This window comes from Skermanella pratensis (genome assembly GCF_008843145.1).
In the GTDB taxonomy this organism is placed as follows: domain Bacteria; phylum Pseudomonadota; class Alphaproteobacteria; order Azospirillales; family Azospirillaceae; genus Skermanella; species Skermanella pratensis.
In genome coordinates, this window is record NZ_CP030265.1 from 1802223 (window position 1) to 1829138 (window position 26916).

The following is a 26916-nucleotide window of genomic DNA, read 5'->3' on the forward strand; positions in this document are numbered from 1 at the left end:
TGCTCGGAAAAGGAAAACCTTCACTCTGTCAACGGACAGCATGTTCAATGGACAGCATGGCGATTCGGGCCGAACCATATTGGTCTCGAAAGATACCCGCTTCCGCGGCGACCCTGGTCCCGTCGGCCGTTCCGTCAGGACACGTCGTCCATCAGTTCCGCGGGATAACCCGCCTCGCGCAGCTTCGCGATGATGGCGTCGACATGGGCGGGGTCGCGGGTTTCCAGCACCACGTCGATGTCGGCCATCTTGACGGGGACGTTGTGGAACAGGCGCTGGTGGTAGACCTCGACGATATTGCCCCCCGCATCTCCCAGGAACTGGGCAACCTTGGCGAGCGCGCCGGGCGCGTCGCTGAGGCCGATGCGCAGGCGCACGACCCGGCGCTGGCGGACCAGCCCGCGCATCAGGATCGAGGCGAGCACGCGGGCGTCGATGTTGCCGCCGCAGATCACGGTGCCGACGGTCCGGCCCCTGAACCGGGCGGGGTCGTCGAGCAGGGCCGCGACGCCGGCGGCGCCGGCTCCCTCGACCACCAGCTTCTGTTCGGTGATCAGGGTGTAGATCGCGCGTTCCAGGCACTCCTCGCCGGCCAGGACGATGTCGTCGACCAGATCGCGGACGATTTCGCGGGTGAATCGGCCGGGCGCCTTGACGGCGATGCCTTCGGCGATGGTGGCGCCGGAGCAGGTGACGGTTTCCCCCGCCAGGGTCTGCTTCATGGAGGGGTACATTTCGGCCTCGACGCCGATGATCTCGATCCCGGGCTTCAGCGCCTTGGCGGCCGTGGCGATGCCGGCGATCAGGCCGCCGCCGCCGATCGGCACGACCAGCGTGTCGAGGTCTGGTACCACGTCCAGCATCTCCAGCGCCACGGTACCCTGGCCGGCGATGATCAGCGGGTCGTCGTAGGGATGCACGAAGGTCAGGCCGTCGCGCGCTGCGATGTCGTGGGCGAAAGCCTCGGCGTCGCCGAGGGTCTCGCCGTGGAGCAGGACGCGGGCGCCGTAGGCCTCGGTCCGCTCGACTTTCGTGAAGGGCGTCTGCGCCGGCATCACGATCGTGGCGGGGATGCCCAGCCGGGTCGCGTGATAGGCCACGCCCTGGGCATGGTTGCCGGCCGACATGGCGATGACGCCCTGGCGGGCCGCTGCCTCGTCCAGGCTCCGGAGCTTGGTCAGGGCGCCGCGCTCCTTGAAGGAGCCGGTGTGGTGCAGGCTTTCCAGCTTCAGGAACAGGCGGGTGCCGGTCTGCTCCGACAGGCGCCGGGCCGCGACGGTCGGCGTGACCGGGAGCTCGCCGGCCAGGATCGCCGCCGCGCGTCGGATATCGTCGAGGGCGATGGGCATGGGCGGCTGCTCCGGCTTCGGGTGACTCAGGTCGGTGGGTCTCAGGGCGGGGGAACGAGGGTCAGGCGGCCGAGGCCGTCGGCCGCGATCCGGTCGAGCGAACCGCCGATGGTGAAATGCTCCCCGTCGCGCCAGCGTTCCACCAGGTCGCCGTAATGGGGCGACAGCGGGTTGCCCGATTGTCCGGTGGCGATCATGAAGCGCGAGTTCTGAAGGTCGGACATGTCGTAGACCGCCCGGTAGCCGGCGCCGTGGATGTGGGCGAACGGGGTCTCGGCGTTGCGGACGGCGCTGCCGCCGCGGTTGACGGTCTGGTTGCCGCCGTCGGTCTCGATCCCGATGTCGAACAGGTCCTTGAGCACCGGGACCCGGCCGAGCACCTGATGGCCGAGCGGTGCCCGGTGCTCCAGCCCCCAGCGCCACGCGGCCGGGTCCGCGCCGTGGCGTTCGCCAAGCTCCGCGACGGTGCGTTCGAGCGAGGCGGCCAGGACGTCCGGGCAGCTTTCCGTCCGGTCCGGCGTGGTGACGTCGTCGCACCAGCGCCGCGCATCGCGGAGCATGTGGATGACCAGCCGGGGCGAGGAGGACCAGACGTCGCCGAACAACCCGCCCAGCTCGTCGGCGTAGAGCGCCCGGTGCAGGTCGCGCAGCCACCATTCGAAGATCAGCGGCTCGGGCCTGTCGCGGGTCAGGGTGCCGTCCCAGGCGCGCACCAGGTCGAGCGCGGCTCGGGCCTGCGGCGAGGCCGGTTCGGTCCGCAGCATCTCGGGCAGCAGCTCCAGCGCCGCGACGGAGACGTTGTCCATCAGCAGGGCTTCCGCCGCGTCGACGTCGTGGCGCTGGCCGGAGGCGAGGACCTGTTCGATCCGGGCCGCGCGGTACCAGTCGTCCCAGCGGTTTGTCAGGAAGTGCGGATAGTCCGGACCGACGATGCGGTTGTTGGCGTTGACGATCCGCCCGGCCGGCGGGTTGAACGATTGCGGCATCCGGTCGAACGGGACGGCGCCGGTCCAGCCATACTCGTCGGTCCAGCCGGGCACCGGCAGGCTGCCGTCGCCCTTGCGGCGGATCGGCACCAATCCCGGGGTGTAGAAGCCGATGTTTCCCTGGATATCGGCGTAGACGATATTCTGGAGCGGCGCCTGGAAGTGCCGGAGCGCCGCCTTGAAGCCCTCCCAGTCGGGCGCGCGGGCCAGGCGGTAGAGCGCTTCCGGCGTGGTGTCGCGGTCGCTGAGGCCGGTGAAGGCCAGGGCAACGACGTGGCCCTGGGGGGCGGCGCCGAGAGCGTCCGGCTCGATGTCGGACAGCACGGGGCCGTGCCGGGAGGTTCGGACGGTGAAGGTCTCGTCCGGCGCGTCCTTGACCCGGATGGTCTCGCCGCGCTCGACGAAGGGCTCGGGACCGTCGGGCGTGAGATACCTGGACGGATCGGCGGGATCGAGGCGTTCGATGAAGAGGTCCTGCACGTCGCCGCCGGTGGTGGTGAAGCCCCAGGAAATGCGGTCGTTGCGGCCGAGCACGTGGAACGGCACGCCGGGAACGGTGGCCCCGGTGACCGAGAAGCCGGGCGCCTCGATGCGGGCCAGATACCAGAGGATCGGGGCGCCGAGCTGAAGGTGCGGATCGTTGGCCAGGACCGGCAGGCCGGTGCCGGTCCGCCCGCCCGAGACCACCCACTCGTTCGACGCGGTCGCCGGGCCGAGCGGCGGCGGCAGGGCGGCGGCCAGCCGGCCGAAGTCCAGGTCGGGCAGGCCGGCGGTCAGGGTGACCGGGGCCGAGGGGGGGTAATCGGGAAACAGGTCGCGGATGCGGTCGGGCGGCAGGCGCTGCATCATCCGGGCGCGCAGCAGTTCCTCAGTGTAGTTGCCGCTGAGCTGGAGCGCCATCAGCTTGCCCCAGACGATGCTGTCCGCCGGCCGCCAGGGTTCCGGCTCGTAGCGGAGGACCTGGAACTCGATGGGGAGGGGGCCGCTCCGCCCGTCCATCCAGGCGTTGACCCCGGCGGCGTAGGACTCCAGCGCGAGGCGTACCTCCGGCGCCAGGGCGCGGACGCTGGCCTCGGCGTCGCGGTAGAATCCCAGGGTGCGCATCAGCTTGTCGTAGCGCAGGCCGCCGGCCCCGATCAGTTCGGACAGCCGGCCGGCGCCGATCCGGCGGTTCAGGTCCATCTGCCACAGCCGGTCCTGGGCGTGGACGTAGCCCAGGGCGAAATACGCGTCTTCCTGGGTCTGCGCGAAGATGTGGGGGACCGCGTTGCCGTCGCGCGCGATCTCCACCTTCGACACGAGGCCGGGCAGGGCGACGGTGCCCTCCAGGGCGGGCAGGCCGGAGCGGAGCCACAGCCAGGCCGCCGGAACGCCGAGCAGCGGGACGGCGGCGGCGATCGCCAGGATTGCCAGGATCGTCCGCCGTAACCGCCGCATCGCCGCCCCGCCGTCTCAAGCCATGTTCAGGATGATCGTCTTCTTGTGGGTGAAATGTTCCAGCATCGCCTCCAGGGAAGCCTCCTTGCCGAGGCCGGAATGCTTGATGCCGCCGTAGCTGAGCCCGGGCTGGACCACGAGGTTCTGGTTGACCTGGACGAAGCCCGCCTCCAGACGCTGGGTGGCATCGAGTGCCGTGCGCAGGTCGCGGGTCCAGATGGTGGCGGCCAGGCCGTACTCGCTGTCGTTGGCCTGCTCGATCGCGCTGTCGTAGTCGGTGAAGCGGATGATGCAGGTGACCGGGCCGAAGATCTCCTCCCGCGCCAGCCGGCTGTCGTTGCCGAGGCCGGTGAAGATGACAGGGCGGACGAACAGGCCCTTGGCGAGCTTGGGGTCGTCCGGCATGGCCGAGCAGGCATGGGCGGTGGCGCCGGCGGTGCCGGTGCCGAGTTCGATGTAGGAATTCACCTTCTCGAACTGCTGGGGCGAGACGATGGTGCCGATGTCGGTGGCCTCGTCCAGCGGGTCGCCCATCTTCATCGCGTCGACCCGGGCCTTCAGGCGGCTGACGAATTCGTCGTGGACGCTGTCATGGACGAAGATGCGGCTGGCCGCCGTGCAGCTCTGCCCCTGGCGGGTGAAGCGCATGCCGGCGACGGCGCCGTCGATCGCCTTGTCCAGGTCGGCGTCGCCCATCACGATCATGGGGCTCTTGCCGCCCAGCTCCAGCGTGACCGGGATCAGCTTCTCGGCCGCCGCCCGATAGATGATCCTGCCGGTCTCGACCGAGCCGGTGAAACTGACCTTGCCGACCTTGGGATGGGCGACCAGCGGCCCGCCGCATTCCGGCCCCTGGCCGGACAGGATGTTGAAGACGCCCTTGGGCAGGATCGTGTTCATGATCTGGCAGGTGCGCAGCACGGCCAGCGGCGCCTCCTCCGCCGACTTGACCACAACCGTATTGCCCGCGACCAGCGCCGGCGCGATCTTCAGCGCCATCAGCATCATCGGGACGTTCCACGGGATGATGGCGCCGATCACGCCGATCGGGTCGCGCTGGGTGACGGTCAGCATCTTCGGATTGAAGGGAACGGACTCGCCCTTCAGCTCCGACCCGAGGCCGCCGTAGAAGATGAAGGCGTCGGCCAGCACGCCGGACTCGACCCGGCTCTCGGTACGCAGCGCCTTGCCGGTTTCCAGCGCCACAAGGCGGGCCAACTCCTCGGCATGCTCGGTCAGGCGGCGGCCGCACTCGGTGACCAGCCGGCCGCGTTCGCGGGCGGTCAGCTTGGACCAGGATTTCTGCGCGGCATGGGCCGACTGGACCGTGACGTCCACGTCGATCGCCTCGCCCTCCGCGGCGTCCGCGATGGTTTCGCCGGTGGCGGGATTGACCACGGCGAAGGTCCTGCCGGAACGCGCGGGCACCAGTTCCCCGTCGATCAGCAGCTTGCCCGACAGTTCCCGCGCCAGCGCGTGGGGGTCCAGGGTGAGGGTGAGGGTTTGCGGTGCCACGATCGATCCTCCTGATTTTCTTGGCCTTCGCCGGGCCTTCGCCAAGGGGCGGCGACCGGCCGGCGGCATGGCGTCCTTGTAGCACCCGGCGATGCCCACGGGAATGACTGCATTGCAGCATGACGATCCCGGCTGTCAAGCCGTGCCTGTTCCGAAGAGAGGTGCCGGTTCGTGTTTAAAATGAAGTATAAATGCAGGGAAGGTGTGCCGTTAACTGAGTCTTTACCCTGGAAAAATCATAAAGCGATCAATATCGCTCCCGTGGCGGGCGAGGCAGGTGACGGTCGGCTCTTCCCGTCATCGACAGTGCATTTTCCCAGTACATCTTGAATGATGGAACGCGCGCCCATGTCTTTGCCCTTCACCGCTCCCCTTGCCGCTCACGAGCATGCCGCTTACGCGGATGCGGCCGCGATGGTCGCGGCGCTTCGGCCGGAACAGCCGGTCTACTGCATCCGTCCGCATGTCCTGAGGGAAGCGGCCCGGCACTTCGTCGAGACGTTTCCCGGCAAGGTCCTCTACGCGGTGAAATGCAACGCGGAGCCGGCGTTCCTCGACGCCCTGCACGACGGCGGCATCCGCCACTTCGACACCGCGTCGCTGCCGGAGATTTCGGTGGTCGCCGAGCGGTTCGCCGATACCGCCTCCTACTTCATGCATCCGGTCAAGCAGCGGGGCGGCATCCGGGCGGCTTACAGGCAGCATGGAGTCCGGCACTTCGTGGTCGACCATGCCGACGAACTCGCCAAGGTGCTGGCCGAGACGGGCGGGGCCACCGACTTGGTGATCGTGGTCCGGCTGGCGACGGCGCGCGGCGCCGCGGTCTACGATCTCGGCGGCAAGTTCGGTGCGTCCCCGGTTCAGGCCGCAGCATTGCTGAGGCAAGCACACGGGGCGGGGTGCGAGGTCGGCCTGTCGTTCCATGTCGGCTCGCAGTGCCTGACGCCCGGTTCATACACCGCGGCGCTGCGGCTCGCGGCGCACACGCTCGACCTGGCCGAGGTGCCGCTGAGCGTGATCGACGTGGGCGGCGGCTTTCCCGTCGCCTATGTCGGCCTGCACCCGCCGCCGCTGGAGGACTATGTCGCCGCGATCGAGGCCGGGCTGGCCGGGATGGGCCTTCCGGCGGAGTGCGAGCTGTGGTGCGAGCCCGGCCGGGCGCTGGTGGCCGCCGGTGCTTCCCTGGTGGTCCGCGTGGAGCTTCGCCGCGCCAACTTCCTGTATATCAACGACGGCGTCTACGGCAGCCTGTCCGACCTGAAATATGCCGGGCTGCGCTTCCCCATGCGCGTGCTGCGGCCGGTCGGCGACCGGGTCGAGGTGCTGGAGGAGGACCTGGGCGAGTTCGGCCTGTTCGGGCCGACCTGCGACGCGGCCGACATGATGGAAGGCCCGTACCGGCTCGCGGCCGACGTGCGGGAGGGGGACTATATCGAGATCGGGCAGGCCGGGGCCTATACGCTGGAACTGCGCACCGACTTCAACGGCTTCTGCCCGACCGCTTCGTGGAGGTCGGCGACGGTGCCTTCCTGCCGACGGCCGGGATGGAGCCGGTCCCGTTCCCATTCCTGAGCGCCGCCGAGTAGGGCGGCTCCCGGGATCGGCATCATGCCGCATGGGCGGGCAAGCGGAAATCGGGCTCCATCCGCCGCCCGCCTCCTGCCATGGTATGCGCCGCCCGATGTCCGCCATTCACGACTCGCTGTTCCGCGCCCTGATCGACGATCCGGTGCGGGCAGGCGCCCTGATCCGCGATTTCCTGCCGCCGGACATCGCCGCCCGGCTGGCCGACGGGCCGCCGACGCTGCTGGACGGCACCTTCGTCGATCCGGAACTGAACCCAAGCCAGAGCGACCGGCTGTTCAGCGTCGCGCTGCGCGCCGGCGGGTTCGCGCTGCTCTACATCCTGATCGAGCACAAGGGCTTTCCCGATCCCTTCACGCCGATCCAGGTGCTGCGGTACCGGGCGGAGATCTGGCGCCGCTTCGCCGAGGCGGCCGGACGGGGAAGGCTGCGGCTGCCGCCGATCATCCCGATGGTCTTCTACCATGGCAGGGGACCGTGGAACGTGCCGACGTCGGTGACCGCCTGCCTGGACGCCGACGAGGACCTGAAGCAGGTGCCGGGAGACATGGGATATATCCTGTGCGACCTGGGACCGATCCCCGACGCGGAGCTGTCGTCCGACGGCGACGTGCGTGCCGGGCTGCTGGCGCTGAAGCACGTCTTCCGCCCGTCGGACCCGGAAGCCCTGCTGGGGGAGATCCTGTCCGCCCTGCGCGGCGGAACGACCTTTGAGGAGCAATTGATCCGCTATATGATCCTGATGTATCCGGCCATCACGGCAGACCTGCTGTCCAGGGTGGCTCGTCGGGTCAATCCGGACCGGGAGGGGGAATTGGTATCGCTCGCTGCACAGGAATGGCTCCGCCAGGGTGAGGAAAAGGGCTTCGCCAAGGGCAAGGCCGACACGATCCTGATGTTTCTTGAGTCGCGGTTCGGACCGGTTCCGCCCGGGCTGGAGGATCGCGTCCGCAGGACCGAGCCGGAGGAAATGGACCGCCTGTTCCGCCGGGCGATGACCGCGGCCTCGCTCGACGAACTGTTCGCCGGCGAACCGCGGCACTGACGCGCACGCGCGGGCGTGTCCCGTCGCGGAGCCGTTGGAACGGCGGCGCCGGTGTGCTACGTTTTTATGTATGCACGCTTATAGAGAAAAGAGCCTTCGCGGGCTGAACATCGCCGGCTTTCACCGGATCGGCTACACCGAGTGGGGACCGGAGCGGTCAGACCGGACGGTCGTCTGCGTCCATGGCCTGACGCGCAACTCCCACGACTTCGACGAGGTTGCGCCGGTGCTGGCGGCGCAGGGCTTCCGCGTGGTCTGTCCCGACGTCGCCGGGCGCGGGCGGAGCGGGTGGCTGCCGGTGCCGGCTTCCTACGGCTTTCCCCAGTACCTCGCCGACATGACGGCGCTCGTCGCCCGGCTCGACGTGGAGACGGTGGACTGGGTCGGGACCTCGATGGGGGGCATCATCGGGATGATGATGGCGGCCCAGCCCGACACGCCGGTCGGGCGGCTGGTGATCAACGATGTCGGGGCCTTCATCCCGGGGACGGCGTTGCAGGCGATCGGCGACTATGTTCCCGAGCAGCCAACGTTCGACGATGTCGCGGGCGTCGAAAGGGAACTGCGGGCGCGGCTGACCGGCTATGCGCCGGTGACCGACGCGCAGTGGCGCCGTCTCGCCGAGGTCGAGGCGCGGCGCGGGGAGGACGGCCGGCTAAGGCTTGGCTACGATCCCGCCATCGGCGCGGCGATGGCGGCGGCGGGGCCGGCGAAGGACGTCGATCTCTGGCCGGTCTACGACCGCATCGCGTGCCCGACGCTGCTCCTGCGGGGTGCCGACAGCGCATTGCTGACGGCCGGCACGGCCCGCGAGATGACCGGGCGCGGGCCGCGCCCCAGGCTGGTGGAATTCCCCGGGGTCGGACATGCTCCGCCGCTCATGTCGGATGATCAGATCGCGGCGGTCCGCGATTTCCTCGTCTGACGGACGGGGAACACCGATGACCGCATTTCCGATACCGAAGCCGGCGCAGTCGGCCTGTGAGGGCTTCGACGAGGACCAGGCCCGCCTGTTCGACAGCCTGGTTGAAATCCTGGCCGAAGAGCCGACATGGAAGCAGCGCCGCGCGGTGTTCTTCCAGATCATCGAACGGCTGCGAAAGGCCTTCGACCGAAACCGGCAGGATCCGGACAGCCGCGGCGACATACCGTTCATCGCCGTGCTTCCGCTCCATATCGGCGCCATCCTGGAAAAATTGGGCGAGGAGGAGATGATGTCGGTCGATCAGGCCGCATTCTACCTCCTGTCGATTCATCCCGAGCACCAGCAGGCGGCCGATCAATGGATTCAGGGCGACAAGGCCAACCTGAAAGCCATGATGAAGTTCATCGATACCAACCCCTTCTATGCCGCACTGCACCGCTCCTATGAACAGTATGCCTCCGAACCCGACGACCGCTGAAACTGCAGGCGAAGTCGACGGCGGAACCGTGCCCGTCGACTTGACCTCCGCCGTGGCCGCGGCACCGTTCGACTTCCCGTCCTTCACGCCGCGCGCTCCCTGGTGGGGCGCCGATCTCCAGACCGTGCGCAGCGTGCTGATGCGGCAGTCCTACCGGCCGGAGGACCACCCGCAGAAGCTGATGCGCTTCCGCATGCCGGACGCCACCGGCGACGTGCTCCATGCGACGCTGAACCAGCCGGCCGAACCGGCCGGGGACCTGCCGCTGGCCGTCCTGGTCCACGGGCTGGCCGGCTGCGTCGAGAGCCACTACATGCGCGCCACGGCGGCCGTCCTGCTGCGCCGGGGCATGAGGGTCCTGCGCGTCAACCTGCGCGGAGCGGGACCGTCGCGCCCGTTCTGCCGGGAGCAGTACCATGCCGGCAGGACGGAGGACCTCCGAAGCGTCCTGGCGCGGATCCCGGAGCCGCTGACGCGGTCGGGCATCGTGCTGGTCGGGTACTCGCTGGGCGCCAACCTGACGCTGAAGCTGCTGGGCGAGGGGACTCCCGACGGGGTGGCCGCCGCCGCCGCGGTGTCGGCGCCGATCGATCTGGCCGAGACCACCCGGCGCATGATGAGCCGCCGCAACTTCTTCTATCATCGCCGGGTGCTGGCCCGCATGAAGGAGGAGGTGCTGGGCATGCCGATCCCGGAGCATTACAAGCCGATCGTCCGCGAAGTGCGGAACTGCCACGAGTTCGACGACCGTTTCACGGCGCCGCGGGGCGGTTGGCGCAGTGCCGACGAATACCACCAGGTGAATTCCGCCGTCCGGTTCATGGGCGGCATCAAGGTTCCGACGCTGGTCATCCACGCGCTGGACGACCCCTGGATTCCGGCCGATGCCTATCTGGGCTTCGACTGGAGTTCCAACCCGAGACTGACCCCGCTGCTGCCGCGCAGCGGCGGCCATGTCGGGTTCCACGGCGCCGGAACCGATCCGTGGCACGACCAGTGCCTGCTCAAGTTCCTGGAGGCAGTCGTCGGCCCGCTCGGCAAGGCGCCGGTCCCGCTCAGCGCCGCCCGGGCTGGCTGAAGTCGGGCAGGCTGGTCGCCCGGGCGACCAGCCCCTCGACCATCCCGAGCGCCAGCTCCACCGCTTCCAGCAGGCCGGTGCTCTGGAGCGCCGCGTGCTCCGGCTGCGCGGTCACCCGGTCGCGGACTTCCGAAAGGGTCCGCAGTTCCGGCAGGAACAGCTCGCGGGCGCCCAGCGGCAGGGCGTTCGACTTTCCAATCAGGGCATAGAAGCGGGTGCTGGTCCGGACCAGCATGACGAGAACGGCGACATCGAGCCGCCGGAACTGCTCCCGCAGTTCTTCCGCCTGGTCATCCTTCATGCGGCCCAGCCGCTCCTCGATCAAGGCGACCAGCGCCTGGACCTCGTCCACCTTGGCCCGGAAACGAAAGTAGGCGGTGTACGAGTCGCGGCTGGCTTCGCCGTGGGCCCGGTCGGCGAGCGAAGCGGCTTCCTTCGCCTGCTTCTCCAGCGCCGACAGCATCAAGGCGATCTCGCGCCGATCCGGAGCCTTCCTGAAGACGTGTCGCCTCAATTGATACGATCCCGAATTGCCGATGCCGGACTGCATTCACCAGTCGGTATAGGAGCTTTCAGTAAGGGGTGAAATCGCTGCCGCCTTTGGCATACCGTGGCAAATCAGCGCTCGCGTCCAAGGCCGGAACGGCGGCGCTGCACCAGCTATGGTGCCGTGGCTCGACCGCGTTCGGATCGTCGAGGGTCGCCAGGGTCACGTCGATGTTTTCGGGACCTTCGGTATAGTTGAAGGTGAGCTGGGTCCCGCAGGCGGGGCAGAACCGCCGGATCCCCTTGGGCGAGGATCGATACTCGGCGGGCTCGCCGTCGGTGAACCGGAAATCCGAGGTCCGCCAGGTTCCCCACGCCACCACGGGCGCGCCGCTGGCGCGACGGCAGAGGCCGCAGTGGCAAAACCCCGCTCCCTCGTCGGCCAGTTCGCCGTCGATCCGGTAGCGCACCGCGCCGCACAGGCACCCTCCCGTCAATACCATCGCTTCCTCCATCAAGCCGGCTCGACGCCGCCGAAGATTATCACCCATCGGGCATTGAACCCTTTTTGCCTCCTGGGTCGTTCATCTTCAACGTTCTTGACCGGTCATTCAAACATGCGGGGGGCAATCGGATGCAGTGGCGTGGGCGCCGGCAGAGTGACAACATCGAGGACCGGCGCGGCATGGGTCCGGTGTCCGGGTCGCGCCTGCCGGGCGGGATGCTCGGCGGCCGGGGAATGCGGCGCGGCGGCTTCGGCCTCGTGGGGACGGTGGTGATCCTCCTGCTCGGGCTCGTGTTCGGCTTCGATCCCAGCTTCCTGCTGAACGGCGGCTCCGGCGGCTCCGGCGGGGGCTATGTCGAGGCGCCGCCTCCGCGCATGGGCACCGCCTCGGCGCCGAGGTCGGGCGGGGACCAGGACCTTGCGGATTTCGTCAGCGTCGTGCTCGCGGAGACGGAGGACGTATGGGGCGACATCTTCGCCCAATCCGGCCGGCGCTATGAGGAACCGGTGCTGGTGCTGTTCAGCGGGGCGGTGCAGTCGGCCTGCGGATTCGCCCAGTCGGCCATGGGGCCGTTCTACTGCCCGGCGGACCGCAAGCTCTATATCGACCTGAGTTTCTACCGCGACCTGCGCACCCGGATGGGGGCGCCGGGCGATTTCGCCCAGGCCTATGTGGTCGCCCACGAGGTCGGGCACCATGTCCAGAACCTGCTGGGGGTTTCCGGCGACGTGCAGGCGGCACAGCGTCAGTCGTCGCGCGGCGATGCCAACGCGCTGTCGGTCCGCCTGGAGCTTCAGGCCGACTGCTTCGCCGGCATCTGGGCCTTCCACCTGGCCCGGCAGGGGCAGATCCTGGAGCCGGGCGACATCGACGAGGCGCTGAACGCCGCCAGCGCGGTCGGTGACGACCGGTTGCAGGAGCGGGCGACCGGCAGGATCACCCCCGACTCGTTCACCCACGGCAGTTCGGCCCAGCGGGTCGAGTGGTTCCGCCGCGGGCTGGAGTCGGGCGCTCCGACGTCGTGCGACACCTTCCAGGACGGATGACCGGAGGGGAACTCCGACGGCATGTGGCTACGTTGGGGTCCGATGTCGGCGTTCGCCTAGGGGCGAAGGCCGACCTACGGTTGAATGCCTCTTTCCGGCCTCAGTCCGCCAGTTCCAGGACGACCGGGGTGTGGTCGGAAGCTTTCTCCTCGCCGCGCGGGCCTCGGTCGATCCGGCAATCGACGAGGCGGTCCGCCGCCTGGGGCGACAGCAGGAAATGGTCGATCCGGATGCCCTGGTCGCGCGGCCAGCGGCCGGCCTGGTAATCCCAGAAGGTATAGGCGCGGACCTCGTCGGGATGCACCGCCCGGAACGCCTCGGTCAGGCCCAGGTTGAGCATGGCCCGGAACTGGGCGCGGGTCTCCGGGCGGAACAGGGCGTCGGTCTCCCACGCCTGCGGGTCGTAGACGTCCTCTGCGGCGGGGATGACGTTGTAGTCGCCGCCCAGCACGAAGGGCTGATCGGTCGTCAGCAGGTCGGCCGCGTGACGGCGCAGCCGCTCCATCCAGCGGAGCTTGTACGGGTACTTCTCGGTCCCGACGGGATTGCCGTTGGGCAGGTAGAGCGAGGCGATCCGCACGCCGGCCACGGTGGCCTCGACATAGCGGCCCTGGGTGTCCTCGGCGTCGCCGGGCAGGTGGTCGAGCACGTCCTCGGCCGGCTGCTTCGACAGCAGGGCCACGCCGTTGTAGCTCTTCTGCCCGACGACGGCGCAGCAATAGCCCAGCGCCTCGAAGTCCTGCTTCGGGAAGGAGGCGGTCTCGCACTTGATCTCCTGGAACAGGACGACGTCTGGCGACGTGCGCTCCAGCCACGCCAGCACGTTGGGCAGGCGGGCTTTCACGGAATTGACGTTCCAGGTGGCGATTTTCATGGGGGTCTTCCTTGGTAGTCAGTGGTCGCCGGCAGGATTCCGGTATTCCGGCGGTCGCAATGTCCGGGGAGGGATCTCCGCGTGTCGGTGGCTGCAGCGGCAAGCCATGCCTGCGTCGGTATGGGAAAGTCTCGCCGCGATTGACGAGACGCGAGTATTCGGAGCGGACTTCCGTCTGCCCGCGCACCCGCCGGGCGGCCGGGTCCGGAGTAACCAGCTCCATGACCCGAACTGACCACCGATACACCTGCTGAGAGCAACATCGATGGCTGGAATGAGATTTACCACACCGGGGGCGCGCTTGCGCCAGTGTTTGTTTTCCGCCGCCGCGGGGGGCTTCGGTCCCCGCGGCGGCGGGAGCACCGCCTGTTGGAGATCGGGCGCGACCACTGGTATCCCGATCCTCTGAACTGAAGGCTGGACGCCCCCAGGCATTCAAGGAGCGCGGAAGAACGGATCGTCTCCCTCGTCGGCAAGCTTTCTCGCCGCCTGGGCGAAGCATCTCGGGTGCTCGGGCTGGAACGGCAGTCCGGGCAGGTAGCGGTGGACGATCAAAGTCTTTGGCCGAGGGATTCCAGGCGCTCCTGTGCTTCCGCCCGCCCGGTCACGAACGCTTCATAGGTCTTCTCGGTGTCGGGCGACCGGGGGCCGAAGCTGCGCATCTTCCGGATGCCGGCAGCGGGATCGGCGTCCCGGGCGTCCCAGAGTTGGCGCGTATCCACCAGCATCCGTCGCTGGTTCGACGTCATTTCGATCAGGTCCGGCATGGCGCACGAATTTCTACGGTACTGGCTATTATCCAACTTTATCGTAGAAAATCCTTTGAAACTCGGGCTTTCGGGTCGGCGGCCGGACCGCCTCACACCGCGAAGGACGAGCCGCAGCCGCACGAGGCGGTGGCGTTGGGGTTCTTGATCTGGAAGCTGGCCCCCATCAGGTCCTCGACGAAGTCGACGATCGAGCCGTTCAGCAGGTCCAGCGACACGTCGTCGGTCACGACGGACGTGCCCAGGTGCTCGAACACGTGGTCGTCCTCGTTGACGGTCTTGTCGAAGCCGAAGCCGTACTGGAAGCCCGAGCAGCCGCCGCCGGATACCGTGATGCGCAGCATCAGGGCGTCGTCGCCTTCCATCCCGCGGAGCACGGCCACCCGCCTGGCGGCGCTGTCGGAGATGGAGAGGGACCGTCCGCCCAGACCCACGGCGGCGGCTGAGTCGGTCTGCGGTGTGTTGAGCGCCGTGTCGGCCATGGTCTTCTCCTTGGGTTCTGCGCGGTCTCTGCGGGAGGTACGCCGGAAGCGGGCCTAAAAAATGCCCATGTCGGGAAGTTTCACTTAACCCTATGTAAGCAGACCTGACCGTCTCTTCAAAGGGCCGGGGGCGCGGCAGGTCAATAGGTCGCGATGGTGATTGAAATATGAACCCCACTATCGGTAGTGTCCGGGCATGATCGCTGATCAATCCCTTCTCCGGAACGCCGAACCGGGACCGGCCGCCTATGCGTGCCGGCCGGAGCTTACCCGCGGCCGGCTGAAGCCCGAACCGGAGAGCCCGACGCGGTCGGTGTTCCAGCGCGACCGCGACCGCATCATCCATTCCGGCGCGTTCCGCAAGCTGAAATACAAGACGCAGGTCTTCGTCTACCACGAGGGCGACTATTACCGGACCCGCCTGACCCACAGCCTGGAGGTCGCCCAGATCGCCCGCTCGGTCAGCCGCACCCTGGGCCTGAACGAGGATCTGGCGGAAGCGGTGGCGCTCGCCCACGATCTCGGCCACACCTGCTTCGGCCATGCCGGGGAGGAGGCGCTGAACGAGGCCATGAAGCCCTATGGCGGCTTCAGCCACAACGACCAGACGCTCCGCATCCTGACCCGGCTGGAGCGCCGCTACGCCGAGTTCGACGGGCTGAACCTGACCTGGGAGACGCTGGAGGGCGTGGTCAAGCACAACGGCCCGCTGCTTCCCGAGCTGCCCGGCCATGCCCTGCCGACGACGATCCGCGAGTTCCAGCAGGAGCTGGACCTGGAACTGGGCACCAATCCGGGCATGGAGGCGCAGGTCGCGGCGCTGGCGGACGACATCGCCTACAACAATCACGACATCGACGACGGGCTGCGCGCCGGGCTGTTCACGCTGGAGGAGATCGCGGAGCTGCCGCTTCTGGGCGGCATCATCCGGAGCCTCCACGACCGCTATCCAGGATTGGACAGGACCCGCCTGATCCACGAGACGATCCGGCGCATGATCGACCACATGGTGACCGACCTGATCGCCGAGACCCGGCGGCGGATCGCCGGGGCCGGGCCGCGCTCCGCCTCCGAGGTACGCTCGGCGCCCTGCGCCATGGTCGCCTTCAGCGACGGGATGCGCGACCATGATCGGGTCTTGCGCGGATTCCTGAAACAGCGCATGTACCGGCACTACAAAGTGAACCGCGTCTCCAGCAAGACGCGGCGCGTGGTCTCCGAACTGTTCTCGCTGTTCATGGCCGAGCCGGAATGCCTGCCGACGGAGTGGCAGGCCGACCTGGCCGCGCTGGGCGGCAACGACGAAAGATCGCGCGCCCGGCTGGTGGCCGATTATATTGCAGGCATGACCGACCGCTTCGCCCTGGCGGAGTACGAGCGGATGTTCGACATGGAATCCAAGACCTGATGAATCTGTTCAACGAGTTCGCCAAAGACCTTCGCGTCATCCTCGATGACCTCGCGGCAAGCGGGCAGCTTCCGGGCGGGCTCGATCTTTCCAAGGTGACGGTGGAGCCGCCGCGCGATCCGTCCCACGGCGACCTGTCCACCAACGCCGCCCTGGTGCTCGCCAAGCAGGCAGGATTGAAGCCGCGCGAGATCGCCGACATGCTGGTGGAGCGCCTGAAGGGGCTGGCCGACGTCGTCTCGGTCGAGATCGCGGGTCCCGGTTTCGTGAACCTGCGCCTGTCCGACGACACCTGGCGGCAGCGCATCGGCGACATCCTGGTGGCGGGCGTCACCTACGGCAACAGCAGCGTGGGCGCCGGATCGGCGGTCAATGTCGAGTATGTCTCGGCCAACCCGACCGGCCCGCTGCATGCCGCCCACGCGCGCGGCGCCGTGGTCGGCGACGCGCTCGCCTCCCTGCTGGAGAAGGCGGGCTATACCGTCACCCGCGAGTACTACATCAACGACGCCGGCGCGCAGGTCGAGGTGCTGGGCCGCTCGGCCTATCTGCGCTACCGGGAGGCGCTGGGCGAGACGGTCGAGATCCCGGCCGGCATGTATCCGGGCGAATACCTGAAGGACGTCGGCGCCGAACTGGCCGAGCGGGACGGGCCGAAATGGCTCGACGCTCCCGAATCGGAGTGGCTGCCCGCCGTGCGAGACTTCGCGATCGAGCGGATCCTGGCCGGGATCAAGGACGACCTGGACGCGCTCGGCGTGCGCCGCCAGGTCTTCTCGTCCGAGCGGAACCTGATCGCCAGCGGCGCCGTGGAGGATGCCTACCAGTCGCTGGTCGACCAGGGGCTGATCTATACCGGCGTCCTGGACCCGCCCAAGGGCAAGAAGCCCGAGGACTGGGAGCCGCGGCCGCAGACGCTGTTCCGCGCCACCCGGTTCGGCGACGACGTGGACCGCCCGCTGAAGAAGTCGGACGGGAGCTGGACCTATTTCGCCAACGACATCGCCTATCACCTGGACAAGTTCCGCCGGGGCAGCCCTGCCCTGATCGACGTGCTGGGCGCCGACCACGGCGGCTACGTCAAGCGGATGCAGGCGGCGACAACGGCGGTGACCGGCGGGCAGGGCTCCCTGGACGCCAAGATCTGCCAGCTGGTCCACCTCCTGAAGAACGGCGAGCCGGTCAAGATGTCGAAGCGCGCGGGCACCTTCGTGACCCTGCGCGACGTGATCGACCAGGTCGGCCGCGACGTGGTCCGCTTCATCATGCTGACCCGGCGCAACGACCAGACGCTGGAGTTCGATTTCGCCAAGGTGACCGAGCAGTCCAAGGACAACCCGGTCTTCTACGTCCAATACGCCCATGCCCGGTGCTGCTCGGTGCTGCGCCACGCCAGGGACGCCGATCCGGAGCGGAGCCTGAGTCCCGATGACCTGGCCGCGACCGCCGTGCTGTCCCGGCTGGAGGCGCCGGAGGAGCTGGCCCTGGTCAAGCTGATGGCCAATTGGCCGCGCATCGTCGAGTCCGCCGCTCAGGCCCACGAGGCCCACCGCATCGCTTTCTACCTGTACGACCTCGCGGCGGCCTTCCATGGGCTGTGGAACAAGGGCAAGGACGACACGACCATGCGTTTCCTGCTCGATGAAGACCCTGAGCTGACCACCGCCCGGCTGGCGCTGATCAAGGCGGTGTCGATCGTGATCGCATCCGGTCTGGATGTGATGGGAGTGGAGCCTGTCGAGGAACTGCGCGGATGAGCCAGTACGATCGCAGAGACCCCCATGGCCGGGAAGGATACGGCCCGGAGGGCGATGGCCGGGACGAGTATGCCGCCGGCGACGGTCCCGATGCCGAGGATGCCCGGTACATGCCCCGCGACCTGCGGGTGGAGCCGCGCGTCTACCAGCGCGGCTCCTACCGGCCCAACCCCGACGCGCGGCCGGCGCGCGGCCGGCGCCGGCTGCTCGCCCCGGTCCTGGCCGGCGTGGGGCTGGTGCTGTTCTTCGCCATCGTCTGGCTGACCTATACCGGCGGCCAGGACGGGGCCACGGATGGCGGCATGCCGCTGATCAAGGCCGACGGCTCGCCGGTCAAGCTGCGCCCGGACCAGCCCGGCGGCATGGCCGTGCCGCACCAGGACAAGCTGATCTACGACCGGCTGAAGGCCGAGACCGGCAGTACGGAGACCGCGGCGGTCGAACGGCTGCTGCCCCCGCCGGAATCGCCGCTGCCGCGCCCCGAACCGCCGCAGGCGGTGCCGGAGCCGACTCCGCAGCTTCCGCCGGCCGCGACCGGCGCGCCGGTGCCGCTGTCCCAGGACATGGCGGCGTCGGAGCAGCCGGGCCTGGTCGAGGACGAGGGGCCGGCGGAGGAAGTCCCGCCGCCCGTGGCCGCCGCTCCGGCACCCCCGCCGGCGCCGGCTGCGGCGGCGCGTCCGGTGCCGCTCGCGCCGCCGCAGCCTGCCCCGCAGACGGCGGCCCTGCCGCCGCCGGCGCCGCCGGCACCCGCGGCATCCTCGGGAGGGGGCGGCTTCCGTCTCCAGATCGCCTCCGTCAAGTCCGAGGAGGGCGCGCGGGCCGAATTCCAGCGGCTTCAGCGCCGCTACCCCGAGGTGCTTGGCGGGCTCGGCGTCAGCTATGTCCGGGCCGACCTGGGCGCCAAGGGGATTTTTTACCGGGTGCAGGCCGGGCCGGTGGACGAGGCCCGCGCCTCGTCCATCTGCTCCTCCCTGAAGGCCCAGAGCGTCGGGTGCATAATTGTCCGCCAGTAACTCCGTTCTCTCCGGGAAGCGTCCCGCCGCCGTCGTCTATGGCTGTGCCGGCCCGGGCCTGAGCGAGGAGGAGCGGGAGTTCTTCCGCCTCGCCGATCCCTTCGGCTTCATCCTGTTCCGCCGCAACTGCCAGTCCCGCGACCAGGTCCGCGCCCTGGTCGCGCAGCTGCGCGCCTCGGTCGGCCGGGCCGACGCGCCGGTTCTGATCGACCAGGAGGGCGGCCGGGTCGCACGCATGCGCCCGCCGGAATGGGCGGCGCACCCGGCCGCCCGCCGGATCGGCGACCTGGCGGTCGGCGACCCGGAGGCGGGGGCCGAGGCCGCGTGGCTGAACGCCCGGCTGCTGGCCGCGATGCTTCACGACGTCGGCATCACGGTGGATTGCGCGCCGGTGTGCGACGTGCCGGTGGACGGATCGCACGACGTGATCGGCGACCGGGCCTTCTCGGACGATCCGGAACTGGTCGCGAGCCTCGCCCGGATATCCTGCACCGGACTGTTGGATGGCGGCGTGCTGCCGGTGATCAAGCATCTGCCGGGCCACGGCCGGGCGCTGTGCGACAGCCACCTGGAGCAGCCGCTGGTCGAGGCGGGCCGGGCGGAGCTGGCGCGCAGCGACTTCCTGCCGTTCGAGGTGGTGTCGGACATGCCGCTGGGCATGGTCGCCCACGTGGTCTACCGGGAGCTTGACCCGGTCCACCCCGCGAGCACGTCGCGCATCGTGATCAACTCGGTGATCCGCGAGCAGATCGGCTTCGACGGGCTGCTGTTCTGCGACGACCTGTCGATGGAGGCCCTGGCCGGCACCGTCGCCGAGCGCGCGGCCGCCGTGCTGGAGGCCGGCTGCGACGTGGTGCTCCACTGCAACGGCAAGCTGGAGGAGATGCGCGACCTGCTGGGCGTGGTGCCGCCGCTGACCGACGCCGCGGCGGTCCGGTGGGAGCGGGCGCTGACCTTCCTGAAGCCGCCGGGACGGGGCGACGTGGACGCCATGCGCGAGCGGCTGGACGCCTTGCTGGAGGGCGATGCCCTGGATCCCGGCGCGGACCTGGTGGCCTGATGCCGGATATCGGGCAGTTCCTGTTCGACGCGTCGGTCTGGGTGATCCCGGTCATCGTGGCGATCACCTTCCACGAGGCCGCCCACGGCTATGTCGCTTGGAAGCTGGGTGACGACACGGCGAAGAGCCTGGGGCGGGTCACCTTCAACCCGCTCCGCCACGTCGATCCGTTCGGCACGGTGGTGCTGCCCGCGATCATGTATTTCACCACCTCGTTCCTGTTCGGCTGGGCCAAGCCGGTTCCGGTGAACTTCATGCGGCTGCGCCACCCGCGCTACGGCATGGTGCTGGTGGCGCTGGCCGGGCCGGCGATCAATATCGTCCTGGCCTTCTTCTCGGCCTGGGCGCTCCGCTGGGTCGGGCTGCTGCCGGACGAGGCCCTGCTGTGGGTGCAGCAGAGCCTGGTGATCGCGGTCCAGATCAACGTGATCCTGGCGGTATTCAACATGATCCCGCTGCCCCCGCTGGACGGCGGCCGGGTCGCGGTCGGGCTGCTGCCGCGCCAGCTGGCGATGCCGATCGCCCGGCTGGAGCCCTATGGGCTGTTCATCCTGATCGGCGTGCTGTTCATCATGCCGCTGATCGGGACGCAGCTCGGCTATAACCTCAGCGTTCTGCCCTGGCTGCTGGGGCCGCCGGTCGAGTACGTGATCCGGCTGCTCGGCTTCGTGACCGGGCACGGCTGACGCCCCATGGCCGACCAAGCGATCCTGGAGGCGCCGGAGGGCCAGCTCGTCCTCGACCTCGACGGGTACGAGGGGCCGATCGACGTGCTGCTGACGCTGGCCCGCGACCAGAAGGTGGACCTGACCCGGATCTCCATCCTCCAGCTCGCCGACCAGTACCTGGAGTTCGTCGCCGAGGCGCGGCGCATCCGGCTGGAGCTGGCGGCCGACTATCTGGTCATGGCGGCGTGGCTGGCTTACCTGAAGTCCCGGCTGCTGCTGCCCGAGCAGGACGAGGAGGAGCCGAGCGGCGAGGACCTCGCCCAGGCCCTGGCGTTCCAGCTCCAGCGGCTGGAGGCGATGCAGGAGGCCGGCGCCAAGCTGCTCGACCGGCCCCGGCTGGGGCGGGACGTGTTCGCCCGCGGCGCGCCGGAGGGCATCCGCATCGTCACCCGGTCGATCTTCGACCTGTCGCTCTACGACCTGCTCCGGGCCTATACCGAGCACAAGCGGCGCGAGGAGTTCGGCACCTGGCGCATCCAGCCGACCGAGCTTTACTCGCTGGAGGACGCGCTGAAGCATCTGTCGGAGATGCTGGGCCGGCTTCCGGACTGGACGGACCTCGCCAACTTCGTGCCGGGAGCGGGCGGCGACACGCTGCTGAGCCGGTCGGCCCTGGCCGCCCATTTCGTCGCCAGCCTGGAGCTGACCAAGGCCGGCAAGCTGGAGCTTCGGCAGGACGGCGTGTTCTCGCCCATATACCTGCGCCGCGTGCGGTCGCCGTCATGAGCCCGTATGCCATGAACCCGCAGCTCCGACTGCTGGAGGCCCTGCTGTTCGCCTCGGCCGAACCGCTGGACGCCCGCAGCCTGGCGGCCCGGCTCGGGCCGGGAACCGACCTGGACGCGCTGCTGGGGGAATTGGCGGCGACCTATGCCGAGCGCGGCATCAACCTGGTCTGCACCGGCGAGCGCTGGTCTTTCCGGACGGCGCCGGATCTGGCGGAGAAGCTGCGGGTCGATGCCGAGGTGCAGCGGAAGCTGTCCCGGGCCACCGTCGAGACGCTGGCGATCATCGCCTACCACCAGCCGGTGACCCGCGCCGAAATCGAGAGCATCCGCGGCGTCGCCACCAGCAAGGGCACGCTCGACATCCTGATGGAGGCGGGCTGGATCCGCCCCGGCAAGCGCCGCGAGACGCCGGGACGGCCGCTGACCTGGATCACCACCGACGGCTTCCTCGACCATTTCGGCCTGGAGAGCCTGCGCGACCTGCCTAACCTGGAGGACCTGAAGGCCTCGGGGTTGCTGGACTCCCGGCCGGTGCTGGCGACGCGGGAGGAGGAGTAGGTCGGCCTTCGCCCGAAGGGCGAATGCCGACAACAGGCTCCAACGTTTTCGTATGCCGTCGGCGTTGGCCCTTCGGGCAAGGCCGACCTACGAGGGATCGTCTCCTTATGAGTGCGTCAGGTCGTGCATGTAGCCGAGCTTCGCGATCACCGCCGGGGACAGGATGAACGGGTAGAGGTCCGGCTGGCCCATGCTGCGGTTGAGCGCGTTGACCGCGTAGGTCAGGGGCAGCCAGTTGTCGATCAGGTCGTCGATGTCCTTTGCCTTGTGCGGATCGAAGTCCACTTCGGCCTGAAGCGCGTGGCCCAGGCGGATCCGGGGGCGGATCTTCATGCCGAAGGAGCGCGCCGTCTCCAGCGTGTCGACGATGTGCAGGTAATGCGCCCAGGTCTCGGCGAAGTCTTCCCACGGATGGGCCGTCGCGTAGGTGCTGACGAAGTTTTCCTGCCAGTCGGCCGGGGCTCCGGTGTTGTAGTGGGTCTGGAGCGCCTGCCCGTAGTCCGCCCGCTCGTCGCCGAACATCTCGCGGAACCTGGCGAGGCTTTCCTCGCCCGCGTCGCGGACCAGCTTGTCCCAGAAGTAATGGCCGACCTCGTGGCGGAAATGGCCGAGCAGGGTCCGGTAGGGCTCCTGCATCTGTGTGCGGCGCTTCTCGCGCTCGGCGTCGTCGGCTTCGGCGACGTTGATGGTGATCAGGCCGTTGTCGTGGCCGGTCAGCACCGTGGTCACGTTGCCGTTGGCGTCCATCTGGTCGGACATGAAGTCGAACGCCAGCCCGCCTTCGGGATCGTCGGTCCGGTTCTTCAGCGGCAGCTTCAGCTTCAGCATCGTGTAGAACAGGTGGTGCTTGGCCATCTCCAGCTTCCGCCAGCGCGCCATGTTCTCCGCGTCGGAGAGGTCCGGGATGGTCCGGTTGTGGCGGCAGGCGGCGCAATGCGGCTCAGCGGAATCGGCGGGGAGGAGCCAATTGCAGGCGTCCACCCCGGCGTTCAGGCAGAACTTGTACAGGGTGCCGGGCGCGCCGAGGGCGCGCCAGGACTCGCCTTCCGGCTCCAGCGCGGTGACCTTGTTGACTTCCGGAACATAGCCCAGCCGATGGCCGCAGCTCTCGCACGCGGTGTTCTCGAAATAGAGCGGCTGGCCGCAATTCTCGCATTCAAACAGCTTCATGTCACTTTCGCCTTGCCGGAAGATGCCCGCCTTCAGTCGCCCAGCAACGCTCTGGGAGGCGCAGTGTTCCAAGAAATGGCAGCCATGCTTGGAAGGGATGGCCGGTCGGTGGACAATACTGCGCAATAAAGATTTAGACGGCGGGAACGATCAGCGGCCGGTCCAGGTCGGTCCGCCGAGACACCAGCACGGGATGGTCGAAGGCGGCGGTCAGGTATTCCGGAGTCATCACGCTCCAGGGGTCGCCGGCCGTCAGCACGCGGCCGTCGCGCATCAGGACGATCCTGTCGGCGTGGACGGCGGCGAGGTTGGGGTCGTGCAGCACCGCCAGCACCGCCCAGCCCTGATGCGCCAGCCCCCGCGCCAGCCCGAGCAGCTGCGCCTGGTGCCGGATGTCCAGGCTGGAGGTCGGCTCGTCCAGGATCAGGTAGCGGGCGGAGGGGTCGGCAGGGTCGTCCAGCTGGGCGAGCACGCGGGCGAACTGGACCCGCTGCTGTTCGCCGCCGGACAGGGACGGGTAGGAGCGCCCGGCGAGGTGCAGCGCGTCGGCCGCCCGCAATGCCCGCTCGACAATCCTCACGGTCTCGGCCCGCGTCGCGCGGGTCCTGTGCGGCGCCCGGCCCAGCGTCGCCACCTCGCCCGCGCTGAGCGGGAAGGACAGGGTGACCGACTGGGACAGCACGGCGCGGCGGCGCGCCAGCAGCTCCGGCTCCCACTTCGCCAGGGGAAAGCCGTCGAGCGTGACGGTGCCGGCGTCGGGCGCGGCCTCGCCCGACAGCAGCCGGACCAGCGACGACTTGCCGGCCCCGTTCGGCCCGAGCACCGCCGTCAGCGTTCCGGGTCGCAGGTCCAGCGAGACCCGGTCCACCAGCGCCCGGCCGCGGCGCCTGAGCGTCGCCTCGGTCGCGCGGATCATGACAGGTTCTCCCGCCGCCGGCGGATCAGCAGCCACAGGAAGAACGGGCCGCCGATCAGCGCCGTGACCAAGCCGATCGGCAGTTCGGCCGGCGCCACGGCGGTGCGCGCGACGATGTCGGCGAACAGCACGAGGGTCCCGCCGAGCAGGGCCGACGCCGGCAGCAGCAGCCGGTGCCCGGCCCCGGCGACCAGCCGGACCAGATGCGGCACGACCAGTCCGACGAAGCCGATCACCCCGGCGACCGCCACGCTCGCGCCGACCGCGGCGGCGCAGACGATCACGATCCCGGTCTTGGCCGGTTCGACCCGGAAGCCCATCAGCGCCGCCTCCCGCTCGCCCAGCAGCAGCGCGTCCAGCACGCCGGCCCAGCGGCCCGCGGCCAGGACGGCGCCCAGCGCGAACGGCGCCAGGGCGAGCACCACCGGCCAGGCGGCCCCGCCCAGCGATCCCATGGTCCAGAAGGTGACGTCGCGCATCTGCCGGTCGTCGCTGCCGAAGACCAGGTAACCGGTCCCGGCCGAGGCGATGGCGTTGATCGCGATGCCGGCCAGAAGCAGCGTCGCGACGTCGGTCCTGCCGTCGCCGCGCGCGACCCGCTGGACCGCCAGTATGGTGACGAGGCTTCCCGCGAAGGCCGCGACCGGCAGGGCGAAGGGCCCCACCAGCCCGGCGACCGCGGCCGGGACGCCCAGCACGATCACCGCGACCGCCGCCAGGGCTGCCCCGCTGGAGATCCCGATCAGCGCCGGATCGGCCAGGGGGTTGCGGAACAAACCCTGCATCATGGCGCCGCTGACCGCCAGCGCCGCCCCGACGCCGAACCCCAGCAGCGTGCGCGGCAGCCTGAGCTGGAGCACGATCGCGGCGTCCCGGGACGCGACGTCGCCCCCGGTCAGCGCCGCGACGACCGTCCCGGGCGGGAGGGCGGAGGCGCCGATGGAGAGGCTCGCGACCACGGCGCAGCAGGCCAGCGCCGCCAGCAGCGCCAGCACGCCCGGCTGGCGGAGCCCCGCCGCATCGCCGCGCACCGGCAGGCTGGTCACGACCGGTCCGCCGGCGGCTTCGGGAAGGCGTCGGCCCGGTCGGGGTGCAGCGCCCGGGCGAGATCGGCGGCGGCGTGGGGCAGGCGGGGGCCGAAGCCCAGCAGGTAGAGCGTGTCCATGGCGACCAGGCGGCCGTGGCGGGCCGCCGGGGTCCCGGCGAACTGGGGCATCGCCAGGATCGCGTCGCGCCCGCCGGCGGCCTCCAGCGCGTCGGAGGGGAGCAGCAGCACGTCGGGCGCCGCCGCCAGGATCGCTTCGCCCGACGCGGGCTTGTAGCCCTCGTACCCTTCCATGGCGTTCACCCCTCCCGCCAGCCGGATCATGGCGTCGGCGGCGGTGTTCTGCCCGGCCGCCGTCGGGGCACCCCGGCCCAGCCCCATCAGGAACAGGACGCGCGGGCGATCGGGGATGTCGGCGACGACGGCGCGGACCGCCTCCACCCCCTCGACGATGTCACGGGCCATGGCTTCCGCCTCCCCCTGCCGGTCCAGGAACGATCCGACCGCGCGGACCTTCTCCGCTACGCCCGCCACGGTCGGCCGGTCGGGGACCATCCGCGTGGGAATGCCGAGGCTTCGGATCTGGGCGATCACCGGGGGCGGGCCGGCATTGTCGCTCAACAGCACCAGGTCGGGGCGGAGCGCCGCGACGCCCTCGGCCGACAACGCCCTCATGTACCCGACCTGGGGCAGCGCCCGCATGGCGGGCGGGTGCTGGCTGGTGCTGTCTACGGCGACGAGACGGTCGCCCAGGCCCAGTTCGTTGACGATCTCGGTGATGGCGCCGCCGACCGAGACGATCCGTCCGGGCGGTTCGGCGGCGGCGGCGATCGACACCAGCACCAGGGAGAACAGGACCGGCAGCCATGTCCTCATGGCGCCGCCTCCGGTGCCATGAGCCCGGCGGTCAACGCGCGCCAGCCGTCCAACTCGGGTTCCGACGGCTTGCGCCGGCCGAACACGAAGGCGATGGTACCGCCGGCGGCGTCGAACAGCTCAAGCGAGGTGACGATGCCGTCGGCCGTGGGCTTCCGCACCACCCAGGCCGTGGCGATGCGGTCTTCCCGGAGATGCAGGTTGAAGCCGGGATCGAGCACGTTCATCCACGGCCCCATGGTCTTGATCCGGTGGACCGGCCCGGTATGGATCTCGATGCAGCCCCGGTTGCCCACGAACACCATGATCGGCAGACCGCTCCCGGCCGCCGAGTCCAGCACGGCCGAGAGCGCCGACGCCGCGACCGGGCGGGCGCGGTCCGGTCCCGCCAGCCGCAGCGCCTGGACCCGTCCCAGCCCGAACCGGCGCAGCAGGCCGAAGAACTCGTGGGTGTCCTCCAGCGCGTCCCAGCCGGCATGGAAGCCCGCAAGGTCGATCCGCTCGTCCTCGGTCGGGGCGGCGGGACTCGCGGGCGGCTCGGCGTCGAACGCGGTGGTCTGGTCGTCGGTCCGCCGGGCGGCCACCAGCTGGTCGAAGGCCTCGCGGTCGCTGTTCTCGGTCAGGTAGATCTTGTGGACCGCGGTCCCGGTGCCGTCGAACACCTGGAGGCTGAGGCGCGCGTTGCCGTGGCTGTCCTCCCGGACCATGAACAGGTGGCGCCAGTGGTTGAAGAACAGGCGCAGGTCTATGTCCGCGTCCAGCACCAGCCCCATGGCCGGCCCGCAGTCGATGTTGCGGTAGGTCCCCGTCTTCTCGATCACCGCATGCTCGTTGCGGGTCAGCGCCATGACCGGGCCGAGCGTCCCGACTCCTTCCAGGAAATCGCCCCACCCGCCGGGACGGAGCCGAAGGCTGATGTGCCCACAGCCGCTGGCGATCAGCGCCGCCTCCGGCACCTCCAGCTCATGTGCCGCGTCGCGGGCGCGGATGCCGGGCTTGTCCTTGCGCAGCACCTGCCAGCAGTCCCACAGCAGGTCGTTGGCGGGCAGCGGCAGGCCGGGCAGGGCCTTGAGGTCGGATAGGATGTCGGGACTCATGG

Annotated in this window: 26 protein-coding genes; 13 read left to right on the forward strand and 13 right to left on the reverse strand. The window is 69.5% G+C overall.

What is annotated here, in order from left to right:
- Positions 1–134 precede the first annotated feature (134 nt).
- Genes DPR14_RS08120 through DPR14_RS08130 form a run of 3 tightly spaced genes read right to left on the reverse strand, consistent with a single transcriptional unit; the run spans position 135 to position 5287 of the window.
- Entirely contained in the window at positions 135–1349 is a 1215-nt protein-coding gene (locus DPR14_RS08120; protein ID WP_158044692.1) for a threonine ammonia-lyase, read from the reverse strand.
- Between the two features lie 41 nt (positions 1350–1390).
- Positions 1391–3772: a penicillin acylase family protein gene (locus DPR14_RS08125; RefSeq protein ID WP_158044693.1), complete on the reverse strand. Its 2382-nt coding sequence runs from the start codon at positions 3770–3772 to the stop codon at positions 1391–1393.
- 15 nt (positions 3773–3787) lie between these two features.
- Entirely contained in the window at positions 3788–5287 is a 1500-nt protein-coding gene (locus DPR14_RS08130; RefSeq protein WP_246149019.1) for an aldehyde dehydrogenase family protein, read from the reverse strand.
- A gap of 348 nt (positions 5288–5635) precedes the next feature.
- Here DPR14_RS08130 and DPR14_RS08135 point away from each other — a divergent pair, with 348 nt between their 5' ends.
- The 5 genes from DPR14_RS08135 to DPR14_RS08155 all read left to right on the forward strand — a co-directional run bounded on the left by DPR14_RS08135 (position 5636) and on the right by DPR14_RS08155 (position 10397).
- Positions 5636–6859: a type III PLP-dependent enzyme gene (locus DPR14_RS08135; protein WP_246149020.1), complete on the forward strand. Its 1224-nt coding sequence runs from the start codon at positions 5636–5638 to the stop codon at positions 6857–6859.
- Positions 6860–6968: 109 nt separating this feature from the next.
- Entirely contained in the window at positions 6969–7916 is a 948-nt protein-coding gene (locus DPR14_RS08140) for an Rpn family recombination-promoting nuclease/putative transposase (RefSeq protein ID WP_192499351.1), read from the forward strand.
- A 70-nt stretch (positions 7917–7986) separates the two neighbouring features.
- Complete coding sequence (locus tag DPR14_RS08145) at positions 7987–8841, forward strand: alpha/beta fold hydrolase (RefSeq protein ID WP_158044695.1); 855 nt, start codon at positions 7987–7989, stop codon at positions 8839–8841.
- A 16-nt stretch (positions 8842–8857) separates the two neighbouring features.
- Positions 8858–9319 carry a hypothetical protein gene (locus DPR14_RS08150; protein ID WP_158044696.1) on the forward strand — a complete coding sequence of 154 codons (462 nt, stop codon included), beginning with the start codon at positions 8858–8860 and terminating at the stop codon, positions 9317–9319.
- Positions 9320–9347: 28 nt separating this feature from the next.
- Positions 9348–10397, forward strand: a complete 1050-nt coding sequence (locus DPR14_RS08155) for a YheT family hydrolase (RefSeq protein WP_246149023.1) — start codon at positions 9348–9350, stop codon at positions 10395–10397.
- On the opposite strand, the gene DPR14_RS08160 is transcribed toward DPR14_RS08155, so the two are convergent.
- Entirely contained in the window at positions 10375–10911 is a 537-nt protein-coding gene (locus DPR14_RS08160; protein ID WP_158044697.1) for a hypothetical protein, read from the reverse strand. The genes DPR14_RS08155 and DPR14_RS08160 overlap by 23 nt on opposite strands.
- 58 nt (positions 10912–10969) lie before the next feature.
- Positions 10970–11386, reverse strand: coding sequence for a GFA family protein (locus tag DPR14_RS08165; RefSeq protein ID WP_192499352.1), 417 nt, complete (start codon positions 11384–11386; stop codon positions 10970–10972).
- Positions 11387–11517: 131 nt separating this feature from the next.
- Here DPR14_RS08165 and ypfJ point away from each other — a divergent pair, with 131 nt between their 5' ends.
- Positions 11518–12435, forward strand: a complete 918-nt coding sequence (gene ypfJ, locus DPR14_RS08170; protein WP_158044699.1) for a KPN_02809 family neutral zinc metallopeptidase — start codon at positions 11518–11520, stop codon at positions 12433–12435.
- 100 nt (positions 12436–12535) lie between these two features.
- On the opposite strand, the gene DPR14_RS08175 is transcribed toward ypfJ, so the two are convergent.
- The 3 genes from DPR14_RS08175 to erpA form a co-directional block, all read right to left on the reverse strand.
- Complete coding sequence (locus tag DPR14_RS08175; RefSeq protein WP_158044700.1) at positions 12536–13309, reverse strand: exodeoxyribonuclease III; 774 nt, start codon at positions 13307–13309, stop codon at positions 12536–12538.
- A 551-nt stretch (positions 13310–13860) separates the two neighbouring features.
- Positions 13861–14076 (reverse strand): hypothetical protein, encoded by a 216-nt coding sequence (locus tag DPR14_RS08180; RefSeq protein WP_158044701.1) that lies wholly within the window; start codon positions 14074–14076, stop codon positions 13861–13863.
- Positions 14077–14168: 92 nt separating this feature from the next.
- On the reverse strand, positions 14169–14558 hold the full coding sequence (erpA, locus tag DPR14_RS08185) for an iron-sulfur cluster insertion protein ErpA (protein ID WP_158044702.1): 390 nt from the start codon (positions 14556–14558) through the stop codon (positions 14169–14171).
- A 196-nt stretch (positions 14559–14754) separates the two neighbouring features.
- Between erpA and DPR14_RS08190 the strand changes: the two genes are divergently transcribed.
- From DPR14_RS08190 to scpB, 7 genes are read left to right on the forward strand one after another with little or no spacing between them, the layout of a single operon-like run.
- Positions 14755–15966 carry a deoxyguanosinetriphosphate triphosphohydrolase gene (locus DPR14_RS08190; RefSeq protein WP_158044703.1) on the forward strand — a complete coding sequence of 404 codons (1212 nt, stop codon included), beginning with the start codon at positions 14755–14757 and terminating at the stop codon, positions 15964–15966.
- A complete protein-coding gene (gene argS / locus DPR14_RS08195) occupies positions 15966–17723 on the forward strand; it encodes an arginine--tRNA ligase (protein ID WP_158044704.1) in 1758 nt (585 codons plus the stop codon). The genes DPR14_RS08190 and argS overlap by 1 nt, the downstream gene beginning before the upstream one ends.
- Complete coding sequence (locus DPR14_RS08200; RefSeq protein ID WP_246149024.1) at positions 17720–18736, forward strand: SPOR domain-containing protein; 1017 nt, start codon at positions 17720–17722, stop codon at positions 18734–18736. Before argS ends, DPR14_RS08200 begins: the two co-directional genes overlap by 4 nt.
- Positions 18723–19796 carry a beta-N-acetylhexosaminidase gene (gene nagZ / locus DPR14_RS08205; protein ID WP_158044705.1) on the forward strand — a complete coding sequence of 358 codons (1074 nt, stop codon included), beginning with the start codon at positions 18723–18725 and terminating at the stop codon, positions 19794–19796. The genes DPR14_RS08200 and nagZ overlap by 14 nt, the downstream gene beginning before the upstream one ends.
- Entirely contained in the window at positions 19796–20482 is a 687-nt protein-coding gene (locus DPR14_RS08210; protein ID WP_158044706.1) for a site-2 protease family protein, read from the forward strand. The genes nagZ and DPR14_RS08210 overlap by 1 nt, the downstream gene beginning before the upstream one ends.
- A 6-nt stretch (positions 20483–20488) precedes the next feature.
- The gene (locus tag DPR14_RS08215; RefSeq protein ID WP_158044707.1) at positions 20489–21250 is read left to right on the forward strand and encodes a segregation and condensation protein A; all 762 of its coding nucleotides are present in this window, start codon (positions 20489–20491) and stop codon (positions 21248–21250) included.
- Positions 21247–21810, forward strand: a complete 564-nt coding sequence (gene scpB, locus DPR14_RS08220; RefSeq protein ID WP_192499353.1) for an SMC-Scp complex subunit ScpB — start codon at positions 21247–21249, stop codon at positions 21808–21810. The genes DPR14_RS08215 and scpB overlap by 4 nt, the downstream gene beginning before the upstream one ends.
- Positions 21811–21915: 105 nt before the next feature.
- On the opposite strand, the gene DPR14_RS08225 is transcribed toward scpB, so the two are convergent.
- From DPR14_RS08225 to DPR14_RS08245, 5 genes are all read right to left on the reverse strand, one after another.
- On the reverse strand, positions 21916–22980 hold the full coding sequence (locus DPR14_RS08225) for a zinc-binding metallopeptidase family protein (protein WP_158044709.1): 1065 nt from the start codon (positions 22978–22980) through the stop codon (positions 21916–21918).
- A 133-nt stretch (positions 22981–23113) separates the two neighbouring features.
- Entirely contained in the window at positions 23114–23896 is a 783-nt protein-coding gene (locus DPR14_RS08230) for a heme ABC transporter ATP-binding protein (RefSeq protein ID WP_158044710.1), read from the reverse strand.
- On the reverse strand, positions 23893–24942 hold the full coding sequence (locus DPR14_RS08235; RefSeq protein WP_158044711.1) for a FecCD family ABC transporter permease: 1050 nt from the start codon (positions 24940–24942) through the stop codon (positions 23893–23895). The genes DPR14_RS08230 and DPR14_RS08235 overlap by 4 nt, the downstream gene beginning before the upstream one ends.
- Positions 24939–25817, reverse strand: coding sequence for a heme/hemin ABC transporter substrate-binding protein (locus DPR14_RS08240; protein ID WP_158044712.1), 879 nt, complete (start codon positions 25815–25817; stop codon positions 24939–24941). The genes DPR14_RS08235 and DPR14_RS08240 overlap by 4 nt, the downstream gene beginning before the upstream one ends.
- Complete coding sequence (locus DPR14_RS08245) at positions 25814–26914, reverse strand: hemin-degrading factor (protein ID WP_158044713.1); 1101 nt, start codon at positions 26912–26914, stop codon at positions 25814–25816. The genes DPR14_RS08240 and DPR14_RS08245 overlap by 4 nt, the downstream gene beginning before the upstream one ends.
- Positions 26915–26916: the final 2 nt, after the last annotated feature.

What these genes read in the sequence shown, in the direction of transcription:
- DPR14_RS08215 (WP_158044707.1), top strand. Translation starts at nt 20,489, where the DNA reads ATGGCCGACCAAGCGATCCTGGAGGCGCCGGAGGGCCAGCTCGTCCTC.
- DPR14_RS08225 (WP_158044709.1), bottom strand. Translation starts at nt 22,980, where the DNA reads ATGAAGCTGTTTGAATGCGAGAATTGCGGCCAGCCGCTCTATTTCGAG.
- DPR14_RS08210 (WP_158044706.1), top strand. Translation starts at nt 19,796, where the DNA reads ATGCCGGATATCGGGCAGTTCCTGTTCGACGCGTCGGTCTGGGTGATC.
- DPR14_RS08175 (WP_158044700.1), bottom strand. Translation starts at nt 13,309, where the DNA reads ATGAAAATCGCCACCTGGAACGTCAATTCCGTGAAAGCCCGCCTGCCC.
- ypfJ (WP_158044699.1), top strand. Translation starts at nt 11,518, where the DNA reads ATGCAGTGGCGTGGGCGCCGGCAGAGTGACAACATCGAGGACCGGCGC.
- erpA (WP_158044702.1), bottom strand. Translation starts at nt 14,558, where the DNA reads ATGGCCGACACGGCGCTCAACACACCGCAGACCGACTCAGCCGCCGCC.
- argS (WP_158044704.1), top strand. Translation starts at nt 15,966, where the DNA reads ATGAATCTGTTCAACGAGTTCGCCAAAGACCTTCGCGTCATCCTCGAT.
- DPR14_RS08240 (WP_158044712.1), bottom strand. Translation starts at nt 25,817, where the DNA reads ATGAGGACATGGCTGCCGGTCCTGTTCTCCCTGGTGCTGGTGTCGATC.
- DPR14_RS08125 (WP_158044693.1), bottom strand. Translation starts at nt 3,772, where the DNA reads ATGCGGCGGTTACGGCGGACGATCCTGGCAATCCTGGCGATCGCCGCC.
- DPR14_RS08200 (WP_246149024.1), top strand. Translation starts at nt 17,720, where the DNA reads ATGAGCCAGTACGATCGCAGAGACCCCCATGGCCGGGAAGGATACGGC.
- DPR14_RS08190 (WP_158044703.1), top strand. Translation starts at nt 14,755, where the DNA reads ATGATCGCTGATCAATCCCTTCTCCGGAACGCCGAACCGGGACCGGCC.
- DPR14_RS08140 (WP_192499351.1), top strand. Translation starts at nt 6,969, where the DNA reads ATGTCCGCCATTCACGACTCGCTGTTCCGCGCCCTGATCGACGATCCG.
- DPR14_RS08120 (WP_158044692.1), bottom strand. Translation starts at nt 1,349, where the DNA reads ATGCCCATCGCCCTCGACGATATCCGACGCGCGGCGGCGATCCTGGCC.
- scpB (WP_192499353.1), top strand. Translation starts at nt 21,247, where the DNA reads ATGAGCCCGTATGCCATGAACCCGCAGCTCCGACTGCTGGAGGCCCTG.
- DPR14_RS08135 (WP_246149020.1), top strand. Translation starts at nt 5,636, where the DNA reads ATGTCTTTGCCCTTCACCGCTCCCCTTGCCGCTCACGAGCATGCCGCT.
- DPR14_RS08180 (WP_158044701.1), bottom strand. Translation starts at nt 14,076, where the DNA reads ATGCCGGACCTGATCGAAATGACGTCGAACCAGCGACGGATGCTGGTG.
- DPR14_RS08150 (WP_158044696.1), top strand. Translation starts at nt 8,858, where the DNA reads ATGACCGCATTTCCGATACCGAAGCCGGCGCAGTCGGCCTGTGAGGGC.
- DPR14_RS08165 (WP_192499352.1), bottom strand. Translation starts at nt 11,386, where the DNA reads ATGGTATTGACGGGAGGGTGCCTGTGCGGCGCGGTGCGCTACCGGATC.
- DPR14_RS08230 (WP_158044710.1), bottom strand. Translation starts at nt 23,896, where the DNA reads ATGATCCGCGCGACCGAGGCGACGCTCAGGCGCCGCGGCCGGGCGCTG.
- DPR14_RS08145 (WP_158044695.1), top strand. Translation starts at nt 7,987, where the DNA reads ATGCACGCTTATAGAGAAAAGAGCCTTCGCGGGCTGAACATCGCCGGC.
- DPR14_RS08245 (WP_158044713.1), bottom strand. Translation starts at nt 26,914, where the DNA reads ATGAGTCCCGACATCCTATCCGACCTCAAGGCCCTGCCCGGCCTGCCG.